A 24,035-nucleotide genomic window follows, 5' to 3' on the forward strand; every position below is an offset into this window, starting at 1 on the left:
CGTGCCGCTGGCCCATAGTGGTTACGCAACGACGGAAAGCGTCCTTTTTGGCAGTGCCGGCCTCGCGCCGGGTCCGGAAGGGAGCTTCTGATATGTTTGCTTGCCGCGCGGGGCGTGCTCCCCGCATCCGTGTCGTTAGCCCGGTCATTGGCCGGGCCGATCCTTCGAAACAGTCTCCGTCGAGTATCGGCTGACGCGCGCTGCCGCTCGGGATCCAAACCCGAGGCACCGCCGTCAGGCTACTCGCCTTTTCGAACAATCCGACAAGTTTGACGGGGAACCCCCCAGCAATGACCGAGCGTATTTCGCGTTATCTCCGAGAGCAGCAGCCCGAGACTCCCTGCCTGGTGGTCGACCTCGATGTCGTCGAGCACAACTACCGCCGCATGCGGGAGCTTCTTCCGGCCGCGCACATCTTCTACGCCGTGAAAGCCAACCCGGCCGACAAGATCCTCGGCCGCCTGGCCGGGCTCGGCTCGAAGTTCGACACCGCGTCGCGCGGCGAGATCGAGCTGGTGCAGGCTGCCGGCGTGTCGGTCGACCGCATCTCGTTCGGCAACACGATCAAGAAGGAAAAGGACATCGCTTGGGCCTATCAGCAGGGCGTGCGCCTGTTCGCTTTCGACAGCGAGGCGGAGCTGCAGAAGCTCGTGCGCGTCGCGCCGGGCGCCAAGGTGTTCTGCCGCGTGCTGGTCGATTGTGGCGGCGCCGAATGGCCGCTCAGCAAGAAGTTCGGCTGCGCCCCGGAGATGGCCAAGGACCTGCTGCGCAAGGCCCATGATTGGGGAATGGAGGCCTACGGCGTCTCGTTCCATGTCGGCAGCCAGCAGACCGACCTCGAGCAGTGGGATCGCGCCCTCGGCCAGGTCTCGCAGATGTTCTTTGCGCTGGCCGAGCAGGGCGTCGACCTAAAGATGGTCAACCTGGGCGGCGGCTTCCCGGCGCGCTACCGGGCCGAGGTCAACGGCATCGAGGCCTACTGCGAGGCGGTGACCCGTGCGCTCGTGCGCCACTTCGGCAACCGCATGCCGGAGGTGATCATCGAGCCGGGCCGCTCCATGGTGGGCGACGCCGGCGTGATCCAGTCCGAGGTCGTGCTGGTCAGCCGCAAGGCCGCCAACGACCGCAAGCGCTGGGTATACCTCGACATTGGCAAGTTCTCGGGCCTGGCTGAGACGATGGACGAAAGCATCAAGTACCGGCTGCGCACCGGACGCGACGGCACGCGCGTCGGCCCGGTCGTGCTGGCCGGCCCGACCTGCGATTCGGCCGACATCTTGTATGAGAAGACCGAGTACAAGCTGCCGCTGTCGCTGAAGCCGGGCGACAAGGTCGAGATCCTGTCGACCGGCGCCTATACGACGACCTACTCGTCGGTCGCCTTCAACGGCTTCCAGCCGCTCAAGGCGATCTGCATCTAGCCTCTCTTCCTTTACGGAGACGAAACACGGGGCCTTGAGAAAGGCCCCGTCGCCGTTTATCGACCCACTCACGACACCTGGACAGGGGGCATGATGGCCAAGAAGTCCAAGAAGAAAGCCTTCAGGAAGCACGCCGCGTTCGCCGGCCGCATGGTCATGATCGGCTTCGGCTCGATCGGCCAGGGCGTTCTGCCGCTGATCTTCCGCCACATCGACATCAAGCCGGAGCAGATCACCGTGATCTCCGCCGAGGACCGCGGCGGCCTGACGGAGCTGAAGAAGTTCGGCGTCACCTTCATCCGGAAGCGCCTGACCCAGGAGAACCTGCGCCAGACCCTCGACAAGCGGGTGGGCAAGGGCGACTTCGTGGTCAACCTGTCGGTCGAGGTCGCCTCGACGGCCCTGGTCGAGTTCTGCCAGGAGAAGGGCGCGCTCTATATCGACACCTGCATCGAGCCGTGGCCGGGCGGCTACACCGATCCCAACCTGTCGGTCTCGCTGCGCTCCAACTACGCGCTGCGCGAGACCATGCTGAAGCTGAAGCCTAGGTACGAGGGCGGGCCGACGGCGGTGATCGCCCATGGCGCCAACCCGGGCCTGGTCTCACACTTCGTGAAGCAGGCGCTCGTCAACATCGCCAAGGATACCGGCGTGAAGGCCGCGGTGCCGACCACGCGCGAGGGTTGGGGCCAGCTTGCGCGCCGGCTCGGCATCAAGGTGATGCATGTCGCCGAGCGCGACACCCAGGTCTCGCCGCACCCGAAGGAAGTGGGCGAGTTCGTCAACACCTGGTCGATCGACGGCTTCGTCTCCGAAGGCGAGCAGCCGGCCGAGATGGGCTGGGGCACGCACGAGAAAGGGCTGCCGCCCGACGGGCGGCGGCACGCGTTCGGCTGCGACGCCGCGATCTACCTCAACCGGCCGGGGCTGCTCACCCGCGTGCGCACCTGGACCCCGCTCGAGGGGCCGTTCCACGGCTTCATCATCACCCATAACGAATCGATCTCGATCGCCGACTACTTCACGCTGCGGGACGGCCCGAAGGTCGTCTACCGGCCGACTGTCCACTACGCCTATCACCCCTGTGACCAGGCCATCATGTCCATGCACGAGACCGCCGGGAAGAACCTGCGCCAGCAGAAGCGCCAGCGCCTGATCGTGGACGAGATCGAATCCGGCCGCGACGAGCTCGGCGTGCTGCTGATGGGCCACAAGAGGGGCGCCTACTGGTACGGCTCGCAACTCGACATCCACGAGACCCGACGCCTCGCGCCCTACAACAACGCCACCTCGATCCAGGTCTGCGCGCCGGTGCTCTCCGGCATCGTCTGGGCGCTCGAGAATCCCGACCGCGGCATCGTCGAGGCCGACGAGATGGATTTCGCGCGCAACCTCGAGATCTGCCTGCCCTATCTCGGACCCGTGGTCGGCAAGTACAGCGATTGGACGCCGCTCGAGGAGCGCGGCCGGCTGTTCCCCGAGGCGATCGACAAGTCCGACCCCTGGCAGTTCAAGAACTTCCGGGTGACTTGATTTAATGTGTTAGGCGTCCAAAGACGGGTGCCTAACTTCTGCCTACTATCGAACTCGCTTGTCACCTCGCTTGTGCGCGGCGTTCGTCGCCAACGTGGCTTCACGAATATTCAACCTGCGGCGCACTGCAGCAATAATGGCCGTTCCGGTCGGCCCGCGAACGCATAAGGTTGCCCGCTGATTCCAGACATCAGTGGCATCTACTGCTTCGTCCGAGATGGGCCACAGTCATTGGCCTGCATTATCCCCCAAGAACATTCTCCGGCGCGGCGGCCGGCTGCTCTGCACGGCGCTGCTTCTTCGAGGACGTCTTGCTGAGCTAGGATTTCGAGTTCGTAAGGGGCTGATAGTGGTGTTCTGATGCCATTGCGCTTTGCCGCCATCAAATAGCTTATGCCGTCTCCACCCATCCCGCCTCGCTTCGAGTTTCACTCGATTACCTTGTCGGCTCGCTCGCTTCTTGCCCGCGCTTCAGCACGGGCATGCCCTTGGTGACCGTGTCGAGGTCGTAGGGTTTCTCCACCAGAGTCTCAGCGTCCCACATGCTGCGTCGGGCGGCGAACAGATTACCATCATAGACGTGGATGGCGGCGCTGATCTTGTCGAGCGGGTTGACGACGGAATGGACAATATCGCGGCCGAGCAGGGTGACCTTCCCGGTGCCCAGCGCCTCGCCGCCCGCCGGCTCGATCTGGAATTTTTGCACGTCGGGAAGACGGCGCCAGAACATATTGTCCTCGCGCCCGCTATACATGCCGATCACTGCCGTCATCCGATGATCGTGAGGTGGCGTAAAATGTTTCGGCGCCCACGCCAGCGTCAGCACTGTCAATTCAGGGGTCTGATGGAGGATCTGGACCCCAGCTTTGTCGGGTTCGCCTAGCTCCCGCACGATAGACGCCGGATCGGAAACGGCGCGAGCCACGATGTCCGCCATTGCCTTGCGTGACCGCTCGGCGAGCGCCGCTCGAAGATCGGCAATGAACTGATCTCGGTCGAACATGGCACCCCCGATTCCTATGCCAGCCGGACTCACAGTCTGCCTGCCGTCTTGCTAACCGACAAGCTCAACCGCCGGCCGCTGCCTGTGCGGAACGCAGGTTCTCCCTCACGACGTCGCGCAGCTTGAACTTCTGGATCTTTCCGGACGGCGTGGTGGGCATCTGGTCGAGGAGAAGTAGCCGCTCGGGGATGTATTGCAGCGCCACCTTCTGCGATTTCAGGAAATCGACCATCTCCTTGAAGTCGATCGACTGGCCGGACCTGGTCACGATCACGGCGCAGGCACGCTCGCCGAGGCGCTCGTCGGGATAGGCGACGATGGCAACCTGCGCGACGGCGGGATGCTTGTAGAGCAGCGCCTCGATCTCGACGACCGGGATATTCTCGCCGCCGCGGATGATCACGTCCTTCGACCGGCCGCTGATCTTGATATAGCCGCGATCGTCGATTTCGGCGAGGTCGCCGGTGTCGAACCAGTCGTCGGCGTCCGTGCCGTTGAGGTGCGGGCGATGGAGGTAGCCGCCGAAGTTCGAGCAGGCGCGAATCAGCAGTCGGCCGCTCGCGCCATTGGGCAATGGCCTGCCGTCCACGTCGACGACACGAAGCTCGACGCCGGGCAGGGGAAATCCGCAGGTATTGAAGGCGCGCTCGTCGTCATCGTCCGGCTCGACGAGGGTGGCGGCGCCATTCTCGGTCATGCCCCAGGCCGACACGATCTTGGTGCCCAGTGTCTTGCGCGCTCGTTCGACCAGCGGTCCCGGAATCGGCGCACCCGCGCACAGGAAAGTTTTCAGCGTCGGCACGGCAAGGCCGGTCTCGCCGACCACGTTGGCGAGATCGGTCAGGAAGGGTGTCGAGGCCATCGTGAAGGTCGCACGTTCGTTGCGGATCGTCTCGACGGCCTTTCGTGGATCCCAGATGTCCTGCAGCACGGCGCGGGCGCCCAGCGTGATCGGCATGAAGAGGCCGTACAGGAAGCCGGTCTGATGTGCCATCGGCGAGGCCATCAGGACGACATCCTCGGCGCCGAGACGGAGGCGTTCGGCATAGGGGAGGATATTCGCCGTCAGCGAGTTCGAGGAATGCATCACGCCTTTCGGCTCGCCGGTCGTGCCTGACGTGTAGATGATTTCGGTAATGTCGTCGGGCGCCGGGCGATTGCGCCTCAGGATGGCGCCGGCATCGGGCGTTTCGCCCCCTTTGTCCTGCAGCAAGGCGCTGAAATCGGCGGCGCCCTTGCCGCCGATGACGAGGACGTGGTCAAGTTCGGGCAGGGCCGGCCGCAAGGCCCCGATCATGTCCTCATAGTCGTGGCCGCGAAAACGCTTGGGGACGATCACGACACTGCTCTGGCCATGCTTCAGCATGAAGGCGAGCTCGCGCTCGCGGAAAATCGGCATCAGCGGATTGAACACGGCGCCGATCCGTGCGCAGGCGAGATAGATGACCGTGAATTCCCACCAGTTGGGCAACTGGGCGGAAACCACGTCGTTGCGTTCCACCCCCAGCGTGGCGAGGCCGACGGCAAGGCGGTCGGCGAGTATTCCGAGCTCGCGGTAGGTCAGCCGCCGGGTCTCGGCCCTCTCGAGCGAGATCGCGGTGAGGGCTTCCTTGTCCGGCCATTGCCTCAGGCAGGCATCGAGGTCGTCGTTGATCGTCCGATCCCGCCAGAATCCGCCTTCAACCATCGCCGCGCGGCGCGGCGGAAAGAGGATGGCATCGAATTCCACGGATCGCTCCCTTGCTCAGGCCTTTCAGTCTGCTCTCATCGATGGTCGGCTGGATCGGGCGAATAGACAAGGACCGAAGGCTTTCCTAGAGTCCGCAACCGCCAACGAAGGGAGTGCTGATATGGCAAGAGTCGGCGACAAGGTGCCCGGCGCGACGCTGCGCCTGATGGGGCCGGAAGGGCCCAAGCCAATCTCCACGACAGAGCTGTTCGCGCCTGGCAAGAAAGTCGTGGCCTTCGCGCTGCCGGGTGCCTTCACCCCCACCTGAAGCGCCAAGCATGTGCCAGGTTTTCTGGCCAACGTGGATGCGATCAAGGCGAAAGGCGTGGATACGGTGGCGTGCATTGCGGTGAACGATCCCTTCGTGATGGGTGCCTGGGGCAAGGACCAGAAAGTCGGCGACAAGATCCTGATGCTGTCGGACGGCAATGCCGAGTTCACGCACGCCATGGGGCTCACTTTGGACGCCTCCCGGAACGGGCTCGGCACGCGCAGCCAGCGCTATGCCATGATCGTCGACAACGGCGTGATCAAGGACCTGTTCGTCGAGAAACCGGGGGCCTTCGAGGTCTCGGCTGCAGAGAACGTCCTGAAGCACCTGTAACGCCAGTCAGACCTTTCTCGCCGCGCTCTTCCGCAGGAAGAGCGGCAGGGCCAGCAGCACGGCGAGCGCGACAGCGGCCACGATATTCACGATCACCGACCCGGCATAGATCCAGAGGGCGAGGTAGACCGAGGACATCAGGAGCGTGATCGCCGTCACCCGGGCGCCGAAGGCTGTGAACTCGTTGAACGAGATGCGCTTGCCGTCCTTCTCGGCCAGGCCCGTCACGGTGACATTGGCGGAGGCGCCGATCAGCGTGCCGTTGCCGCCGAGGCAGGCGCCGAGCGCCAGCGCCCACCACAGCACCTGTCCTTGTGGGCCCGCATCGAGGCGGTGCAGAAGCGTCGCGATCAGCGGAATCGTGACGGCGGTGTAGGGGATGTTGTCGATCACCGCCGACAGGAAGCCCGACACCCAGAGCACGATCAGGGCCGCGACCAGGAGCGTCGCTTCCGGGGAAAGCCCCAAGCCGCCGGCGATCGCCTCGATCGCCCATCCCAGGCCCTGGGCCAGCGACCCGATCAGGCCGGTCGCGACGGCCGCCCCTACCAGCACGAACAGGAAGAGGAAGAAGGCCAGCGTCGGCCATTCGATATCCTTCTCCAGGATCGCCAGCACGCCGTGCTGGCGCTCCTCCGGCGTCGGCTTGTGCTCGCGCAGATAATAATAGTCCTGGGCAAACAGGATCACGGCGATGCCGATCAGCGCCGGTACCGAGACCGGCATGCCGGTGAGCGAATGGGTCATGAAGCCGGCAAAGATCGCCGCCGTGACCCAGCAGGTCGTGCGCAGGAGGGCGACGTTGGTGAGTTGCGCGCCGGTCGGCGTCGCCGCACCTTCGTGGTCGCGGTCGGCGGCGGGGCCGATGTCGCGACCGTAGTAGCGCCGGCTGAACCAGACCAGCGCCACCATCATGGCGGTGCACGGCGCCGTCAGGTTGTAGATGAAGTCCATGAAGGCGAGCCCGCTGCGCGGGTCGGCGCCGATCAGCACATTGGGCGGATCGCCGATCAGGGTCGCCGTGCCGCCGACATTGGCCGCCATCACCATGGGCAGGAAGAAGGCTGAGCCGTTGATCCCGAGCCGGCGCGCCATCTCGGCCGCCATGGGATAGGCGAAGATCACCGTCGTGACGTTGTCGAGGAGCGCCGAGAGAATGCCGGTGAACCAGATGATGAGCCGCGCCGCCCGGCTCGGGTTGCCGCGCGAGCGTTCGAGCAGCCGGTCGACGGCCCAGGGAAAAACGTTTGTCGTCTTGAGCACACCCACCAGCGCCATCATCGAGAACAGCAACAGGATGACGTTGAGATCGACGGCCTCCATCGCTGCTTCGAACGAGATCAGCCTGAAGGGCGTGAAATAGGAGATCAGCCAGACAACCGCCACGGCGCCGATCGGGATCAGCACACGGTGCACCCGGTCGGCGGCGAGGCCCACGAACACCGCGATCAGGATGACGGCAACGAGGCCCTGGCTCAGCGCGTCGCGCGTCGATTCGAAGCCGTGCATCAGGCCAGATACGTCGCGGAAACACCGCCGTCCACGATGAGCGTATGCCCATTGACGTAGGATGCCGCCGGCGAGGCGAGGAAAATCGCGGCGCCGGCGATTTCCTTCGGATCGGCCCAGCGTTTGGCCGGGCAACGGTCGCGCTGCTTCTCACCCTGTGGCGAGGCGACGAGTTGTGCGTTGGTCTCGGTGGCGAAGAAGCCGGGCGAAAGGGCGTTGGCGGTGACGCCGCTGGCCCCCAACTCGGCCGCGAGCGCGCGAGCCAGCGCGGTCAGCCCTCCCTTGGCGGCGACATACGAAACCGCGCCGGGCACGGCGAGGTCGGCCACGATCGAGGCGACCAGGATCAGCCGGCCCCAGCCGCGTTCGAGCATGGCCGGCACGACGGCCCTGACAAGGGCATGAGCGGCCGAGAGATCGACATCGACCAGCCGGGCGAAGTCCTCCGTGGGAATCTCCGCGAAGGGCCGGCGGTCGCGCTCACCGACATTGTGTACCAGGATGTCGATCGGCCCGGCCTTGGCGACCGCCTCGCGCATGGCCGCACGATCGGCCATGTCGAAGGCGAGGGCCTCCGCCGCGAAGCCCGCTTGGCGCAGCTCGGCGAGCCGAGGTGCCAGCCGCTCGACCGAGCGGCCGTGCAGCAGCAGGCGGGCCCCGGCTTCAGCAAGGCCGCGTGCCATTTCCCACCCAAGGCCACGGCCGGAGCCGGTGACCAGCGCGGTGCGGCCGTCGAGGCGAAACTGATCGGGAAAGGTCGACATGAGGGGCCGTATTCGTCTATCAGGCTCGCCTGAATTAGCGTCGGATCGGCGTATGCTGCAACTGCCCAAGGTGATCGGCCATCGCGGCGCTGCCGCCTATGCTCCGGAAAACACCCTCGAATCCTTTCGCGAGGCCAGGTATCGCGGGGCCACATGGGTGGAAATCGACGTCAAGCTCACGGCCGACGGCGTGCCGATCGTGATGCACGACCCCTCGCTCGAGCGCACGATGGGCGTCGACCGGTTGGTCGCGGAGACCAGGGCAGCCGACCTGCCGAAAGCGGTGCCGACCTTCGAGGCGGCGATCGACTGTTTCCGCGAGCTGGGGCTGGGCTGCAATGTCGAGATCAAGCCCTGCGAGGGCCGCGAGGCCGAGACCGCGCGGGTCGCCGTCGAGACGTTGCGCCGACGCTGGCCCGCCGCTCTCCCGGCACCGTTGCTGTCGAGCTTCAAGGATGCCTCGCTGCGTGCCGCGCGCGATGCGGCTCCCGAATTCGCCCGCGCCGTCCTGATCGATGCACTGGAGGACGACTGGGGCAAGCGGGCCGCTGCCGTGGCGGCAGTCGGCGTCAACACCAACGGCAAGAAGCTGACGGCGCTCCGGGCGGTCGAAATCCGAAAGGCGGGCTACCTTCTCAGCGTCTATACGATCAACGACGGCGACGTCGCGAAGGCACTCGCCGGCATGGGCGTTCAATGCGTCATCACGGACGCGCCCGACGTAATTGTCGCCGCGCTCATTTAGGTGTTGCGTTCGCATTGCAGTCTTGGTGGACTGTCACGAGACTGAAACAAAACCGACACATCGCAGTCTCCAGTCCCGCGGATACAGAATCGGGGCTTGTTTGGGAGGGTTCCTTGGGAGGTATCAAAGTCATGTCACGCACCCTGCTGTCGTCCGTTGCCGCCGCCGCCGTTCTGGCGAGTGCGCACGGCGCCGCGGCGCAGACCGAAATCCAGTGGTGGCACGCCATGGGCGGCAAGCTCGGCGAGGCCGTCAACGCCATGACGGACGAGTTCAACAAGTCGCAAAAGGACTACAAGGTCGTTCCGGTCTACAAGGGTTCCTACTCCGACACCCTGACCGCCGTGATCGCTGCCTTCCGCGCCAAGCAGGCTCCGGACATCGTCCAGGTCTTCGAGGTCGGTACCGCCACGATGATGGCGGCCAAGGGCGCAGTCTATCCGGTCTATCAGCTCATGGCCGATGAGAACGAGCCGTTCGATCCCAAGGCCTTCATCGGTCCGGTCTACGGCTACTATTCGACGACCGACGGCAAGCTCCTTTCGATGCCGTTCAATTCGTCGACGCCAGTCTTCTATTGGAACAAGGAACTGTTCAAGAAGGCCGGCCTCGATCCCGAGAAGCCGCCCAAGACCTGGCCGGAGGTCGGGGAATACGCCAAGAAGCTGGTCGATTCGGGCGCCAAATGCGGCCTCACCGCAGAATGGCAGACCTGGATTTTGCTCGAGAACTACGGTGCCTGGCACAACCTGCCGTTCGCGACCAAGCAGAACGGCTTCGGCGGGCTGGACACCCAGCTCGTGTTCAACGACCAGCCGCGCATCAAGCTGATCAACATGCTGGCCGACTGGACCAAGGACAAGCGCTTCGTCTATGGCGGCCGCGAAGGGAAGCCAACGGGCCTGATGACGGCGGGCGATTGCGGCATGGAGCTCGCTTCGTCGGGAACGGCCTCGACGCTCTTTGCCGCGCTCAAGCCGGAAAACGTCGGCATCGCGATGATGCCCTATTCGCCAGACGTCATCGCAAAGCCACAGAATTCGATTATCGGCGGTGCCACGCTATGGACTCTGCGGGGCCGCCCGAAGGCCGAATACAAGGGGGTCGCCAAGTTCCTGAGCTACGTCTCTAGTCCGGCGGTTGCAGCCAAATGGCATCAGGACACCGGCTACGTGCCGATCACCTTGGCCGCCGCGAAGCTCACCGAGGACTCGGGCTTCTACAAGACACATCCCGGCCGTGATATCGCGGTCAAGGAACTCACGCTGAACCCGCCGACGGAAAACTCCAAGGGTCTGCGTCTCGGCAACTTCGTGCAGATCCGCGACGTCGAGGATCAGGAGCTTGAGGCGGTGTGGTCGGGCAAGAAGGATGCGAAAGCGGCGCTCGACGAGGCGGTGAAGCGTGGTAACGAACTGCTGCGCAAGTTTGAAGCCGCCAACGAGTAGGACCAGAAGGTTTCTTCAGGCTCCTCTCTTCCCTTCCCTTCCGGGAAGGGGGAGCCTGAAGGGCTTTAGCCGCTGACCGCATGGAAAAGCGCGTCGTCTTCAACGAGCGGTGGCTGCCCTACCTTCTGGTGGCGCCGCAGATGATCATTACCCTGGTTTTCTTCTTCTGGCCGTCCGGCCAGATGATCTGGCTGTCGGTGCTGGTCGAGGATGCGTTCGGCGGCCACTCCAAGTTCGTCTGGTTCAACAATTTCAAGAGCCTGTTCGCGGATCCGGCCTATTTCGACTCGGTGCGCCTCACGATCGTGTTCAGTGCGCTGGTGGCGGCCATCGGTCTTGCGGTCTCGCTTTTGCTCGCGGTGATGGCGGACCGCGTGATCCGCGGTTCCTCGGTCTACAAGGCGATCCTCGTCTGGCCCTACGCCGTGGCGCCGGCGGTGGCGGGCGTGTTGTGGGGTTTCCTGTTCAATCCCTCGGTCGGTATCGTCAACTGGCTGCTGCATGGCGTCGGCATCGAGTTCAACTACGTCGTCAACGGCAACCAGGCCTTGCTGTTGATCGTGTTCGCGGCCGTCTGGACCCAGGTCAGCTACAACTTCCTGTTCTTCCTGGCCGGCCTGCAGTCGATCCCGAAATCGCTGATCGAGGCCGCCGCCATCGATGGCGCGGGCCCGGGGCGGCGGTTTTGGGACATCGTCTTTCCGTTGCTTGCGCCTACCGGGTTTTTCCTGCTGGTTATCAACACACTCTACGCGCTCATCGGCACGTTCGGTATCGTTGCATCGCTGACCCAGGGCGGACCGGGCCAAGCCACCAACATCCTCGTGTACAAGGTCTACAACGACGGCTTCCGCGGACAAGATCTCGGCGGCTCCTCGGCGCAGTCGGTAATTCTGATGCTGCTGATGATTCTGCTCACCTTCATCCAATTCCGCTTCATCGAGCGGCGGGTGCACTACTGATGGTCGAGAACCGCCCCTGGCTCATCGCCTTGAGCCATCTGGTGCTGATCGTGGGCGTGATCGTCATCGCTTTCCCGATCTGGATGACCTTCGTCGCCTCGACCCACGACCAGGCCACCATGCTTCGCTCGCCGGTGCCGCTCTGGCCGGGTTCGCACCTGATCGAGAACTACAAGACAGTGCTGGCCGCGGGCTACAACCGGCCCGGCAGCGTGCCGCTCTCCGTTACGCTCACGAACAGCATGGTGATGGCGCTGGGGGTCGCGATCGGCAAGATTGTCATTTCCATCATCTCGGCTTTCGCTTTTGTCTATTTTCGCTTCCCGCTGCGCAGAACGTTCTTCTGGGCGATCTTCATCACCCTGATGCTGCCAGTGGAAGTGCGCATCGTGCCGACCTATGGCGTCATCGCCAATCTCGGCATGCTCGACTCCTATTCCGGCCTGATCATTCCGCTGATCGCCTCGGCGACCGCGACCTTCCTGTTCCGCCAGTTCTTCCTCAGTGTTCCCGACGAGCTGACCGAAGCAGCGCGCGTCGACGGCGCCTCGCCGATGCGCTTCTTCTGGGACATCCTGCTGCCGATGAGCCGGACCTCGATTGCCGCTCTGTTCGTGATCCAGTTCATCTATGGATGGAACCAGTATCTCTGGCCGCTGCTGATCACGACCAAGCAGGGCTTCTATACCGTGGTCATGACGGTCTCGCGCCAGGCCAGCGTGGTCGATACGGTACCAGCCTGGAACCTCCTGATGGCGATGGCGATGCTCGCCATGCTGCCGCCGGTCCTGGTCGTGGCCGTCATGCAGCGCCAGTTTGTGCGCGGCCTCGTCGAAACGGAGAAATAACCGTGGCGCAAGTCCATCTGCGCGGCATCAGGAAAAGCTACGACAAGCTCGAGGTCATCCACGGCATCGACATGGAGATCGCCGACGGCGAGTTCATCGTCATCGTCGGACCGTCGGGCTGCGGCAAGTCCACCCTGCTGCGCATGGTTGCCGGCCTGGAGCGGATAACCGGCGGCGAGGTCGCGATCGGCGAACGGACCGTCAACGAGCTCGAGCCCAAGGATCGCGACATCGCGATGGTGTTCCAGAACTACGCGCTCTATCCGCATATGAGCGTGTACGAGAACATGGCCTATGGGCTGAAGATCCGGAAGCTTTCCAAGGACGATATCGATACCCGCGTGCGCAAGGCGGCGAGGACACTGGAGCTGGACAAGCTCCTCGATCGTCGGCCGCGACAGCTTTCCGGCGGGCAGCGCCAGCGTGTCGCCATGGGACGCGCCATCGTGCGTGAGCCGGCGGTGTTCCTGTTCGACGAACCGCTGTCCAATCTCGATGCCAAGCTGCGCGTGCAGATGCGGCTCGAGATCAAGCGCCTGCAGCGCGAGCTTGGCGTCACGTCCATCTATGTCACCCACGACCAGGTAGAGGCGATGACGCTCGCCGACCGCCTGATCGTCATGAATGCAGGTGTCGCCGATCAGATCGGCACGCCCATGGAGGTCTACGACCGTCCGGCCTCCATGTTCGTGGCGGGGTTCATCGGGTCGCCGGCGATGAACTTCCTCGCCGCCAAGGTGGGCGAGGGCGGCCGCACCGTTGACCTGGCGGGGGCTGGCAACGCGCGAGCGGCCCTGCGGCTGCCGAGGCCGCCGTCGGTGCCGGTGGGCACGCCAGTGGCTGTAGGTGTGCGGCCCGAGCACCTGGAGGCTGCCGCCGACGGCCCGCTGGAATTCGAGATCGAGCTCGCCGAGCCGCTTGGCGCGGACACTCTGCTGCATGGCCGGTTCGGCGCCACGCGCGAGTTGGTGACGGTCAGGCAGGATGGCCATGTCCGCGCCCAGCCGGGTGAAAAACGCCGGTTCTCGATCGATCCTGATCGGGTACATCTGTTCGACTCGCAAAGCGGCCGGCGCGTCGCCGACGGCTGACTTCCCCGCCTCGGTCGGGACACAAAGGACTCGTCGGTTTCACACGGCGGCGCTAAGAGGTGGTTCCGATGGCAATGAATGGCGGGCAAGCGCCCGCATGGCGTGATGGTTGAGTGCTGCCGTTCCTTACGGAGCTCCAGATTGACGATCCGAACCTGGCTGGCTGTCCTCGGCGTCGGCGCCGCCGTTGCCGGCTGTCAGGTCGTTCCCGGCGACGGTCCGTGGATGAATGGCGCCAAGGCCGGCAGCACCGAGGCCTTCCCCTTCGACGTCATCGATTTGACGCCTGCGACCGTTGTCGCCTACCGGCCGACAGCCGTAACCCGCCCGTCGGCCACCGAAGGCCTGTCGGCGGGGACTGCCCTCACGGCCTCGCCGGGCGATGTGCTGCGGGTGCGCATCTTCGAACGCTATGCGGGCGGCACCTTCCCGACCATCGAAAATCCGGGCGCTGCCGATCTCGGCAATCAGATCGTCACCCCGGCGGGCACGATCGAGGTGCCCTATGTCGGGACAGTCAAGGTCGCGGGTCTGCGCCTGCGCCAGATCGAGCGCGACATCGAGGGTCGCCTGGCGGGCAAGGCGAAGGAACCGCAGGTGATCGCCGAGTTCGTCGCCGACCGGACCAACACCATAATGGTCTCGGGGAACGTGAAGCATCCGGGCCGGGTGTCGCTGATCGAGGGCTTGCGCACCGTCGTCGATGCCATCAACCGGGCCGGCGGCGCGTTCCAGCCTGAGCCTCCACCGCCGCCGCCGAAGGAGGAGGACGAGGATTCGGCGTCGAGTTCGTCCGCTTCCTCCGGCCCAAGTCCGACCGCGCTGTATGACGAGCCCACGAGGCCGGTCAGTGGCCCTTCGCAGCTCCAGGTGCTCGTGCGCCGGCGCGGCCAGGTGATCCTCGACAAGCAACTTTCGGAACTCTTGGCCGGCGGTGACATCGCGGTCGAAAAGGGTGACGAGATCGTGGTTCGTCCGAATGCGCAGGTGATCACTGTGCTCGGCGCCGTCGCCCAGGCCGGCAACGTGCCGGTGACCAAGCCGAACATGACCCTGGCGGACGCCCTCGGCGAAGTGCACGGCCTGTTCGACCTGCGCTCGAACAAGACCGGTCTCTACGTGTTCAGGCTGGGGGATATCCAGGACAATCCGCAGGCGCGTGCGCGCATCTTTCGCCTCGACTTCATGCAGCCTGTATCGGCGTTCGTTGCGCAGCAATTCGGCATGCAGCCGAAGGACGTGATCTTCGTCGCCAACGCACCCCTGCGCGAATACGACAAGGTCTTGTCGTCGCTCTATCGCACCGCGATCGTCGCTGGTTTGGTCCGAGGCTCGGTAATCCCGGCGATCCCCTTCTAAGGCGGCCGCCTCAGGCGCTGTTGGCGTACTTCAGGGTGCAGCCGTAAGGCCGTGTCGATGCATCCGTAACCGGCTTGCCAGCCAGCACCTCGCCAAGGGCCGCCCGGACATATTGCTTGGCGCGGGGAATGTCGTCGACGTCGGTCGTCGCGATCGAGTCGATGCCGCCCTTGTAGACCAGCATGCCTGATGCATCGATGATGTACATATGGGGCGTGACCGTGGCGCCATAGGCGTGCGCGATCTTGCTCTCGGGGTCGAGCAGCACGGCAGCGGGGGCCGCATCGCGCGTCTTGGTGAGATCGTTCGCCTGTGCGGCGGTGACATAGCCTTGCTTGCCTGGCGCCGAGGCGGCCACCGTAAGCCAGGTCACCCCCTGGGCCGCGGCCTCGCGCTGCTGGGCCTGCATGTTGCCCGATCGGTAGTGCTTGCCGACATACGGACATTCGTGGTTCGTCGTCTCCAGCACCACGATCCTGCCGCGCAGCTCGGCAAGCGACCAGGTCTTGCCGTTGCTGTCGGGAGCGGTGAAAAGCGGTGCGGCCTTGCCGAGATCGGAAGTCGCGCCGGCCACCGCCGGCGTGAGGGCAAGGACGGCTGTTCCCAACAGCAACGAACGGCGTTGAACCACGATGCCCGACATGATCGCCTCCTATGGCCTGGTTTGCTGGCTCGACGTAAGCGTCTCGATGACCGACGCCTCGGTCAGAATCTGTGGCAGGATCTTCGGCCGTTCCGCCCCCGGGGCCCAGTACAAATAGAGCGGCACCCCGGCCCGGCCGAGTGCCTTGAGCATGGCGGTGATCTCGGGATCGCGATTGGTCCAGTCGCCCTTGAGTTTCAGCGTGCCGGTCTGCTCGAAGGCATGCCGCGTCGCTGCGGTCTCCAGCGCGACGCGCTCGTTGACCAGACAGGTGATACACCAGGCGGCGGTGAAATCGACGAATACCGGCTTGCGGGCGGCCACGGCTTCATCGAGGCGGACCCGCGAATAGGGCGTCCAGCCGTCGAAACTGACGCCGGCCGATGGACCACCCGACGCCGAGGCGGCAGTGGCTGGCTGGTCCTCGAGCTTCAATGCGGCCGCGAAGGCCAGCAGCACCGCGGCTGCTGCAACCCCGCGGCGCAGCCAGATGGCTGGAGAGGCGGGCGCCCCAAGGCGCAACAACCAGATCGCGAAGGCGATCAGGACCATCCCGCCCAAAGCATAGAGCACGCCGTCGGCGCCAGCCTGCTGCGTCAGCACCCAAATCATCCAGACGGCAGACGCATACATCGGAAAGGCAAGGAACTGGCGCAACCGGTCCATCCAGGGTCCCGGCTGCGGCATCCCCCGTTGCAACGCCGGCGTGAAGGCGAGCACCATGTAGGGAAGCGCGAGGCCGAGCCCCATCGCCAGCAGGACGGCGATGGTTTGCGGCGCGGGTTGGCTCAGGGCAAAGCCCAGCGCGGCGGCCATGAAGGGCGCCGTGCAGGGGGTGGCCACCACGACCGCCAGTACACCCGTGAAGAAGGCGCCGGTGATTCCCGCGCGGCCGGCGAGCCCTTGGCCGAGCCCGGCAAAGCGGCCGCCGATCTCGAATACGCCCGAAAGATTGAGTCCGACGACAAAGAACAGATAGGCGATCAGCAACGAGAAGATCGGCGACTGGAACTGAAAGCCCCAGTTCACCTCGCCGACGCTGGCCCGGATTGCCAGCAGGGCGGCGGCCATCAGCCCGAACGAAACCAGCACCCCTGCCATGTAGGCGGCGCCATCGCGTCGGAGTTCACCGCGCGAATGGCCGGCCAGACGCACGAATGAAGCCGCCTTCATCGCCAGCACGGGAAAGACGCAGGGCATCAGGTTCAAAATCAGGCCGCCCAACAGGGCGAAGGCGAGCGCCTTCCAGAGCGAGAGCGCTTCGCCATCCTCCGCGGCAGCAAGTGGAGCCGGGCCGGCCGCAAGGGCCGGATCGAAGGGAGCCACGATATCGAAGGCCTGACGCTGCAGCCCATCGCCGGTCTGTTCCCTGAGCTCCAGCGTACCGGCGATCTGCCGCGGCGCGGCAGCCTTGGCATCGCCCTTCTTCAAGGGAATGCGGATCCCGTTGGACGTCACGCCCGCCGTCTGCTTCGCCATGTTGGCGACGGCGCCCCACTCGGCGGGAAAGAAATAGACGTCGCGTATGGTCTCGGGTCTAAGGCCCCTCGCGTCGATCACCAGTGTCGGGTCACCCGACTTTGTCAGCGCGAAGCGGGCCGGCCAGGGGCTCTCTGTCGGAACGCGGCGCCGCGCCGTGTCGAACAGCGCGCGGGTGGCCGTATCGGCGGGTATGGCGGCGCTTCCGACCGGAAGCGTCAGGCTGAGCTTGCCTTCCTCGGGAATGCAGACATCGCTGCAGACCAGCCAATTGGCGTCGGCGCCGAGCGTGAGCGCGCGGCCAGAGAAGTTGGCCGGCGGCGTGATCTTCACCAACAGGAGAACGTCGCCTTCGAGGCCATAGTTGACGACGCCGCTCACATCGATCTTGGTCGGCGCCGGCCAGACGATGGGCGCCGCAGTCACGCCGGCGGGCAGCCTCCAGGATATCTCGGTGGGTTGGCCGGCATCGCCGGGATTTTTCCAATAGGTGTGCCAATGCGGCCGGATGGTCTCGCGCAGGCCGACCCAGAACGGCTCGCCGGGCTTCACCTGTGAGACCTCGGAGACGAGTTCGGCGCGGACATTGTCTGTCGTCACGACGGGTTGCGCCGCGACCGGCACCGCCAGCACCAGGAAAACGAGAAGAGCCACGAAGCGCGACATCGGCCTATTAAGTGATCCGGAGTGCAAGCTCTGGCAAGGCAATCCGAATCAAGGCGGCGTGATCTTTTGCCCCTGCCGCAGCAATCGACTAACATATTGGTTTAATTGAGGAAAAATGGCTCCTACCATCGACGGCGTACGCCTCCTGAAAGCGCTGGACGAACTTGCGCAAGTCGGCGCGACCGAGGGCGGCGGATGTGCTCGCCTCGCGCTCAGCGACGAGGACAAGGCTGGTCGTGACCTGGTCGTCGGCTGGATGCGGGCCCTGGGGCTCAAGGTAGGCGTCGATGCAATCGGCAACGTGATCGGCGTGCGTGCCGGTCGCGAGGACCTGCCGCCAGTGATGACTGGCAGCCATATCGACACCGTGCGCACCGGCGGCCGCTATGACGGCAACTATGGAGTGCTCGCCGGTCTCGAGGTCGTGCGCGCGCTGAATGCGGCGAAGATGACGACACGCCGGCCCATTGCCGTCGCCTTCTTCACCAACGAGGAGGGCGCGCGCTTCCAGCCCGACATGATGGGGAGCCTGGTCTACGCGGGCGGGCTTGGCCTCAACGAGGCCTATGCCGCAGCCGACAGCGAGGGCATTGCGGTCGGCGACGAACTGCGCCGAATCGGCTATCTCGGGACGGTGCGACCCGGCGCGATCCGCCCGCACGCCTTCCTCGAGTTGCATATCGAACAGGGACCGATCCTCGACGAGGAAAAAATCCGAATTGGCGTAGTCGAGAGCGTGCAAGGCATTTCCTGGACCGAGTACACCGTTGGCGGCGTCTCCAATCACGCCGGCACCACGCCGATGCGGCTGCGTCGCGACGCCGGCTACCTCGCAGCCTCAGTCACTGTTTTCGTCCGCCGGCTCGCCCGGGAGATGGGCGGCCATCAGGTGGCGACAGTGGGGACGCTGTCGCTGCGGCCGAACCTGATCAATGTCGTGCCCAATCTCGCGGTCTTCACCGTGGACTTGCGCAACACCGACGACGCGCTTCTCAAGGAGGCCGAGACGCGCCTGGCCGCACACGTCCGCGAGGTCGCAAGGGAAGAGCGCCTCGCGGTCGAAAGCAGGAGCCTGGCGCGCTTCGAGCCGGTGGCCTTCGATGCCGGCCTGGTCGACCGCGTCGAGCACCATGCCCGTGGACTTTCCCTCAGCACGCGCCGCATGCCTTCGGGCGCCGGCCACGATGCGCAGATGATGCAGCGGCTGTGTCCGACGGCGATGATCTTCGTGCCTTCCGTCGCGGGCCTCTCCCACAACGTCAGGGAACATACCGAACCTGCCGATCTCGTGGCCGGCGCCGAGGTGCTTTTCAATCTGGTGCTGGAGCTGGCGGAGAGCGGTTGAGGCCCCTCAAAGCCGCAGCACCCACGTTTCGACATTGCCCCTGCCCTTGACCTCGATGGCGCCACGGGGCTCGAACGTGAACTGATCCTTGAGCCGTTCATAGACGGCGCGAGTCACCTGGATCGAATCGGGAATGCCGCCGGCTTCCATGCGGCTGGCGAGATTCACGGTGTCTCCCCAAAGGTCGTAGATGTACTTGCTCTTGCCGATGACGCCGGCCACGACCGGGCCGCTGTTGATGCCGACCCGCAGCTTCATCGACACCCGGTTCTCGAGCGCGTGCTCGCGGGTGATATGGATCATGCGAATCGCCATTCGCACCATGCGCTCGGCATGATTGTCGACGGGATCGGGCAAGCCGCACACCGCCATGTAGGCGTCACCGACCGTCTTGATCTTCTCGATGCCGAGTTCCTGCGCGGCGGTATCGAAGCGTGAGAAGAGGCCGTTGAGCAGCGTCACGACATGTTGCGGCGGCATCTCGGACGTGAGCGCCGTGAAACCCACGAGGTCGGCGAAGGCGACACTGACTTCGGCGAACCCATCGGCGATGCTGTGCTCGCCGCCGCGCAGCCGGTTGGCAATGGGCGCCGGCAGCACGTTGAGCAGGAGCTGTTCATTCTCCCGGTTCTTGCTCTCGATCGCTGCGTTCTTGGCGGTAATGTCGTCGACCATGCCGTTGAACGCGGTGCAAAGCTGCCCGATCTCGTCCCGCGTACGCACTTCGACCTTTGCGCCATGATCGCCCGCGGCAAAGCGCCTTGCGCCAGCCGTCAACTGGCGCAAGGGCGCCAAGAGGGAATGTGAAAGCCAGGCGCCGATCCCGAGCACCACCAGAAGCGCGAGCACGCCGACGATCGCAAGATCGCGCTGGAGCCGGTAGATCGGGGCAAACGCCTCGTCCCGTTCGATCTTCGCAACGAGCGCCCATTTTACGCCCGGGATGGAGAGCGGGCCCCACGAATCGAGCGACGGCTTGCCGCGAACGCCGATGATCTGTCCGGCGCCTTCCAGGCCGGCGAGTGCGGCGCGGGTGGCCTGATTGTCGATCCGCTGGTGAAGGACAGGTGAGCCGTAGCGGCGGATCGCATCCAGTTCCTGGGCCGGCGCTCCCGCCGCGGCTTCCTCTGAGAAATAGGCGTCGCGGTTTTCGTAGAAGAGCCGCGCACCGGAGCGCACGAGGAAGCTGGGGCCGACGATATAGGCCTCGCCGGTGGTGCCAAACCCCTCCTCGCGCCAGTGCCGGTCACCGGTTACGACCCGGTCGATTTCCTCGATCGACAACTGGGCGATCAGCACACCGATCACGGCGCCCTGGTCGATCACGGGAGCGGCCATGAACGCGATCGCCTGGCCGTTCGAGGGCAGATAGGTCGCGAAATCCACCAGGCACGTGACCGAAGGATCGGGTACGGCAGCACACTGAGCGACGGCGGTGGCGACATTGCTGTTGCGATAGGGGCCGATCCGCAACGACGTGGCGAAATCGACCTCTTTGGCCATTGCATAGATCAGTCGGCCCGACTTTGCGTCGGCCAGCATAAGGTCGAAGAAGCCCAGGCCAGCTCCCGCCTTTCGTAGCAACGGATGGTAGAGGGCATGGAGCGCGCTGTAACGGCTGCCGTCCTCGGCATCGTCGAGCAACTTGCGCTGCGCCGCCGGATACGCATTGGCGACAATGTAGTGGTATTGCAGATAGGTTGCCGCCGATCCGACCGGCAAATAATCGGCCAACGGGACATCCTGACCAAGGACTCGCCGGACGTCGGGCAGGTAGTGCTTGGCGTACCAATCCTCGACCTTCGGCCGCAAATCCTCCGGCCCATTCTTGTGTTCAAGTTCCTCGAAGGCCAAGTGAAAGTCGCGCGTGGCTTCGACCACCATTTTCGAGGCGGCGAGGACCTGCAGCTCGTTGCTGATCGTGCGAAAGTAGTTCTCGACTTGTCGGGCTTTGGTGCGCCTTGCCGCCGTGAGCTGATTGTAGATCGTTTCTTCGAGCGCATCGCGGGCACGCACGTAGCCGAGGACGCCCGTGACGAGGACCGCGATCGCACCCAGCAAGATCAGGACAGCCAGAAGCTTCGCTGCGAGCCCCCAACGCGGCCTCCGCTCGATACCGACGGAATCGGTCATCCCCATGTAGTCATTATATCCGGTTGTACGGCCACCGCAGCGCCAACGCATGCGCTCCGATCGCTGGCACCACCGCCGCGGTTGGTCCCAGACATGCAGTCATTGGTATCGCTGCCGTCCGACCGGCGCGCTAGAAGGCGAGGATACGACCATAGGGAGGAACATATGCCCGACGCTCCGGAGAGCTCGCGTCGCATCGTCTTCACCGGCGCGGCCGGCGGGATTGGCACGATGATCCGACCGCTGTTGGCCAGGATCTATCCGGGCCTCGTGCTCAGCGATCGGTTGAAGCCCAAGGATTTGCTGCCAAACGAGACGTTCGTTGCTGCCGATCTCACCAGGCCCGATGACGTCGCCCAGGTGGTGAGAGGGGCACACGGCATCCTCCATTTCGGCGGCTATTCCGGCGAAGGACCGTGGGATACGATCCTGCAGGCCAATATCGTCGGCTGCTACAATCTCTTCGAAGCGGCCCGGCAGGCCGGCGTGAAGCGGATCGTCTTCGCCTCCTCCAACCACGCCGTCGGCTTCTATCCGCGCCGCAGAAGAATCGGCACCGATGTCACGGTGCGGCCGGACAGCCGCTATGGCGTCAGCAAGGCCTTCGGGGAGGCCGTAGGGGCGCTCTATGCGGACAAGCACGGCATTGCCGTCACCTGTCTCAGGATTGGCAATGTCGGTCCGCGGCCGGTCGACGTGCGGCGGCTCTCGATCTGGATCTCACCCGAGGACCTCGTGCAGTTGATCCGGATCGGGCTGGAGCATCCCAGGATCCGTTTCGAGGTCCTCTACGGTGCCTCGGACAATGCGGCGACCTGGTGGGACAATTCCCGCGCGCACAAGCTCGGCTACCGGCCGACCGGAAAGGCCGAGAAGTTCCGCGCACATGCCGAGGCCGAACAGGCGAAGATCGGGCCCGAACCGGTGGGTGATCTCTTCCAGGGCGGCACCTTCTGCTCGGTGGAGTTCACCAACGACGTGAAACGAGCGGGACCGTAGGTCTTGGAGCATGTACCCTCCGCGGCGATAATCGTGGCTGGAAGGTGATGATGAGCAGGTTCCTGACAGTCGGGGCCGCGCAGATGGGACCGGTCCAGCGCAGCCACACACGTCGCGATGTCGTCGAGCGCATGATCGTCCACTTGCGCGAGGCCAGGCGCATGGGGTGCGACCTCGTGGTGTTCCCCGAACTCACGCTCACGACTTTCTTCCCGCGCTGGTGGATGACGGACCAGGCCGAGATCGATTCCTTCTTCGAGAAGGAAATGCCGTCGAACGAGACGGCGCCGCTTTTCACCGAGGCGAAGCGCCTCGGGCTCGGTTTCTCGGTGGGCTATGCCGAGCTCGTCAACGAGGGCGGCCGTGTCAGGCGCTTCAATACGGCGATTCTGGTCGGGCCCGACGGCCGCATCGCAAGCAAGTACCGCAAGGTGCACTTGCCCGGCCACGCCGAGCACGAACCGCAACGGCCGTTCCAGCATCTCGAGAAGCGCTATTTCGAGGTCGGCAATCTCGGTTTCCCGGTAGTCAAGGCGTTCGGCGGCAACATGGGCATGTGCGTCTGCAACGACCGGCGCTGGCCCGAAACCTATCGCGTGATGGGCCTGCAGAACGTCGAGATGGTGATGCTGGGCTACAACACGCCGCTGCACAACGCGCCGTCGCCCGACCACGACGAGCATTCGTGGTTCCACAACCAGCTCTCGATGCAGGCCGGCGCGTACCAGAACGGCACCTGGGTGATCGGCGTCGCCAAGGGCGGCACCGAGGAAGGCGTGCCGAGCCTGGCGGACAGCCAGATCGTGTCGCCGTCGGGCAAGGTCGTCGCGCGCGCCGGCAGCGACCGCGACGAACTGATCGTGCATCGCTGCGATCTCGATGCGGGCAAGAGCTATACCTCGACCACGTTCGATTTCGAACGGCATCGCCGGCCCGACGTCTACCGCCTGATCGTCGAGCGCAGGGGTGCCCGGCCGCCGGCCGGCTAGGCGATCATTCTCGGCCGGAGTCAGCGAATCCCGTGCGCATTATTGTTGGACACAAAACTGTTTTTCGGCCCAGTATTCGCGGCTTTCGTATTGTCCGGGGATGCAGGATGAACAGGACGAACGGTGCTGCGCGTCGCGTGGCCGGGCACGCAGCAGGTGTCCGGCCCGAGGCGGCATCGCCGAGCGACCGCGACGCCGTCCACCTTGGGCCGCTTGCCGGGCTGATCGGCTTTCACTTGCGCCGCGCGCAGACGGCGTCTTTCCAGGCTTTCGCGCACCGGGTCGGACAGACCGACCTCAGCGCCGGCACATTCGCGCTGCTGACCCTGATCCGGCATAACCCGGGCATCAGCCAGACGGCGCTCAGCCGCGCCGACGGTCGCGACAAGTCGAGCCTGACGCCGGCCCTGAACGCGCTGGAGCGGCGCGGCCTGATCGTGCGGCAACGCCTGCCCAGCAACCGGCGCACATACGCGCTCAGCCTGACATCGGCAGGCGCGGACATCCTCGGCGAACTCGGCCGGCACGCGTCGACCCACGACCGCAACCTCGACCGTATCGTCGGATTGGAGCACAAGGCGATGCTGATCCGCCTCCTGCGGCGCATCGCGACCGAGCTGGCGGGCGCCGTGACGGACGATGACGTGCCGGGCGCCGTCACGCCGCGACACCGTGCCCGTCGAGGCAGTTCGCGGTCACGCGGACCAGCCAGGGGAGAAACATCGAACGAGACTGGGAGGGAACGATGAGGACAGGCACGATTGC

Annotated in this window: 19 protein-coding genes and 1 pseudogene; 13 read left to right on the forward strand and 7 right to left on the reverse strand. The window is 64.9% G+C overall.

Annotated elements, in window-relative coordinates:
• Positions 1-290 precede the first annotated feature (290 nt).
• Both VH499_RS04950 and VH499_RS04955 read left to right on the forward strand, forming a co-directional pair.
• Positions 291-1,421, forward strand: a complete 1,131-nt coding sequence (locus tag VH499_RS04950) for a type III PLP-dependent enzyme (protein ID WP_332051586.1) — start codon at positions 291-293, stop codon at positions 1,419-1,421.
• Between the two features lie 93 nt (positions 1,422-1,514).
• Positions 1,515-2,954, forward strand: coding sequence for a homospermidine synthase (locus VH499_RS04955; RefSeq protein WP_332051587.1), 1,440 nt, complete (start codon positions 1,515-1,517; stop codon positions 2,952-2,954).
• A 436-nt stretch (positions 2,955-3,390) separates the two neighbouring features.
• On the opposite strand, the gene VH499_RS04960 is transcribed toward VH499_RS04955, so the two are convergent.
• Both VH499_RS04960 and aliA read right to left on the reverse strand, forming a co-directional pair.
• Entirely contained in the window at positions 3,391-3,957 is a 567-nt protein-coding gene (locus tag VH499_RS04960; protein WP_332051588.1) for a hypothetical protein, read from the reverse strand.
• 64 nt (positions 3,958-4,021) lie between these two features.
• Positions 4,022-5,686, reverse strand: a complete 1,665-nt coding sequence (gene aliA / locus VH499_RS04965; protein ID WP_332051589.1) for a cyclohexanecarboxylate-CoA ligase — start codon at positions 5,684-5,686, stop codon at positions 4,022-4,024.
• A gap of 121 nt (positions 5,687-5,807) precedes the next feature.
• On the opposite strand from aliA, the pseudogene VH499_RS04970 reads away from it, so the two are divergent.
• Positions 5,808-6,290 (forward strand): annotated as a pseudogene (locus VH499_RS04970) (peroxiredoxin).
• 6 nt (positions 6,291-6,296) lie between these two features.
• Here VH499_RS04970 and VH499_RS04975 read toward each other — a convergent pair.
• On the reverse strand, positions 6,297-7,799 hold the full coding sequence (locus VH499_RS04975; protein WP_332051590.1) for an SLC13 family permease: 1,503 nt from the start codon (positions 7,797-7,799) through the stop codon (positions 6,297-6,299).
• On the reverse strand, positions 7,799-8,563 hold the full coding sequence (locus tag VH499_RS04980) for an SDR family oxidoreductase (protein WP_332051591.1): 765 nt from the start codon (positions 8,561-8,563) through the stop codon (positions 7,799-7,801). The genes VH499_RS04975 and VH499_RS04980 overlap by 1 nt, the downstream gene beginning before the upstream one ends.
• 52 nt (positions 8,564-8,615) lie before the next feature.
• Between VH499_RS04980 and VH499_RS04985 the strand changes: the two genes are divergently transcribed.
• The 6 genes from VH499_RS04985 to VH499_RS05010 all read left to right on the forward strand — a co-directional run bounded on the left by VH499_RS04985 (position 8,616) and on the right by VH499_RS05010 (position 15,016).
• Positions 8,616-9,308, forward strand: coding sequence for a glycerophosphodiester phosphodiesterase family protein (locus VH499_RS04985; RefSeq protein ID WP_332051592.1), 693 nt, complete (start codon positions 8,616-8,618; stop codon positions 9,306-9,308).
• A 131-nt stretch (positions 9,309-9,439) separates the two neighbouring features.
• Positions 9,440-10,756 carry a sn-glycerol-3-phosphate ABC transporter substrate-binding protein UgpB gene (gene ugpB / locus VH499_RS04990; protein ID WP_332051593.1) on the forward strand — a complete coding sequence of 439 codons (1,317 nt, stop codon included), beginning with the start codon at positions 9,440-9,442 and terminating at the stop codon, positions 10,754-10,756.
• 80 nt (positions 10,757-10,836) lie between these two features.
• Entirely contained in the window at positions 10,837-11,718 is an 882-nt protein-coding gene (gene ugpA, locus VH499_RS04995; protein ID WP_332051594.1) for a sn-glycerol-3-phosphate ABC transporter permease UgpA, read from the forward strand.
• The gene (gene ugpE, locus VH499_RS05000; protein WP_332051595.1) at positions 11,718-12,566 is read left to right on the forward strand and encodes a sn-glycerol-3-phosphate ABC transporter permease UgpE; all 849 of its coding nucleotides are present in this window, start codon (positions 11,718-11,720) and stop codon (positions 12,564-12,566) included. Before ugpA ends, ugpE begins: the two co-directional genes overlap by 1 nt.
• A 2-nt stretch (positions 12,567-12,568) precedes the next feature.
• Positions 12,569-13,657: a sn-glycerol-3-phosphate import ATP-binding protein UgpC gene (locus VH499_RS05005; RefSeq protein ID WP_332051596.1), complete on the forward strand. Its 1,089-nt coding sequence runs from the start codon at positions 12,569-12,571 to the stop codon at positions 13,655-13,657.
• Between the two features lie 141 nt (positions 13,658-13,798).
• Positions 13,799-15,016, forward strand: a complete 1,218-nt coding sequence (locus tag VH499_RS05010) for a polysaccharide biosynthesis/export family protein (protein ID WP_332051597.1) — start codon at positions 13,799-13,801, stop codon at positions 15,014-15,016.
• 10 nt (positions 15,017-15,026) lie between these two features.
• Here VH499_RS05010 and VH499_RS05015 read toward each other — a convergent pair whose 3' ends face one another.
• Together VH499_RS05015 and VH499_RS05020 are read right to left on the reverse strand one after the other, a co-directional pair.
• Entirely contained in the window at positions 15,027-15,659 is a 633-nt protein-coding gene (locus VH499_RS05015) for a redoxin domain-containing protein (protein ID WP_332051598.1), read from the reverse strand.
• A gap of 9 nt (positions 15,660-15,668) precedes the next feature.
• On the reverse strand, positions 15,669-17,792 hold the full coding sequence (locus VH499_RS05020) for a protein-disulfide reductase DsbD family protein (protein WP_332051599.1): 2,124 nt from the start codon (positions 17,790-17,792) through the stop codon (positions 15,669-15,671).
• Positions 17,793-17,919: 127 nt separating this feature from the next.
• Here VH499_RS05020 and VH499_RS05025 point away from each other — a divergent pair, with 127 nt between their 5' ends.
• The gene (locus VH499_RS05025; protein WP_332051600.1) at positions 17,920-19,149 is read left to right on the forward strand and encodes a Zn-dependent hydrolase; all 1,230 of its coding nucleotides are present in this window, start codon (positions 17,920-17,922) and stop codon (positions 19,147-19,149) included.
• Between the two features lie 6 nt (positions 19,150-19,155).
• On the opposite strand, the gene VH499_RS05030 is transcribed toward VH499_RS05025, so the two are convergent.
• A complete protein-coding gene (locus tag VH499_RS05030) occupies positions 19,156-21,282 on the reverse strand; it encodes an adenylate/guanylate cyclase domain-containing protein (protein WP_332051601.1) in 2,127 nt (708 codons plus the stop codon).
• 165 nt (positions 21,283-21,447) lie between these two features.
• On the opposite strand from VH499_RS05030, the gene VH499_RS05035 reads away from it, so the two are divergent.
• The 3 genes from VH499_RS05035 to VH499_RS05045 all read left to right on the forward strand — a co-directional run bounded on the left by VH499_RS05035 (position 21,448) and on the right by VH499_RS05045 (position 24,019).
• Positions 21,448-22,281 (forward strand): NAD(P)-dependent oxidoreductase, encoded by an 834-nt coding sequence (locus tag VH499_RS05035; protein ID WP_332051602.1) that lies wholly within the window; start codon positions 21,448-21,450, stop codon positions 22,279-22,281.
• 50 nt (positions 22,282-22,331) lie between these two features.
• On the forward strand, positions 22,332-23,270 hold the full coding sequence (locus VH499_RS05040; protein WP_332051603.1) for an N-carbamoyl-D-amino-acid hydrolase: 939 nt from the start codon (positions 22,332-22,334) through the stop codon (positions 23,268-23,270).
• 107 nt (positions 23,271-23,377) lie between these two features.
• A complete protein-coding gene (locus tag VH499_RS05045) occupies positions 23,378-24,019 on the forward strand; it encodes a MarR family winged helix-turn-helix transcriptional regulator (protein ID WP_332051604.1) in 642 nt (213 codons plus the stop codon).
• Positions 24,020-24,035 lie beyond the last annotated feature (16 nt).

It is taken from the genome of Reyranella sp., from assembly GCF_036558665.1.
Taxonomy (GTDB): domain Bacteria; phylum Pseudomonadota; class Alphaproteobacteria; order Reyranellales; family Reyranellaceae; genus Reyranella.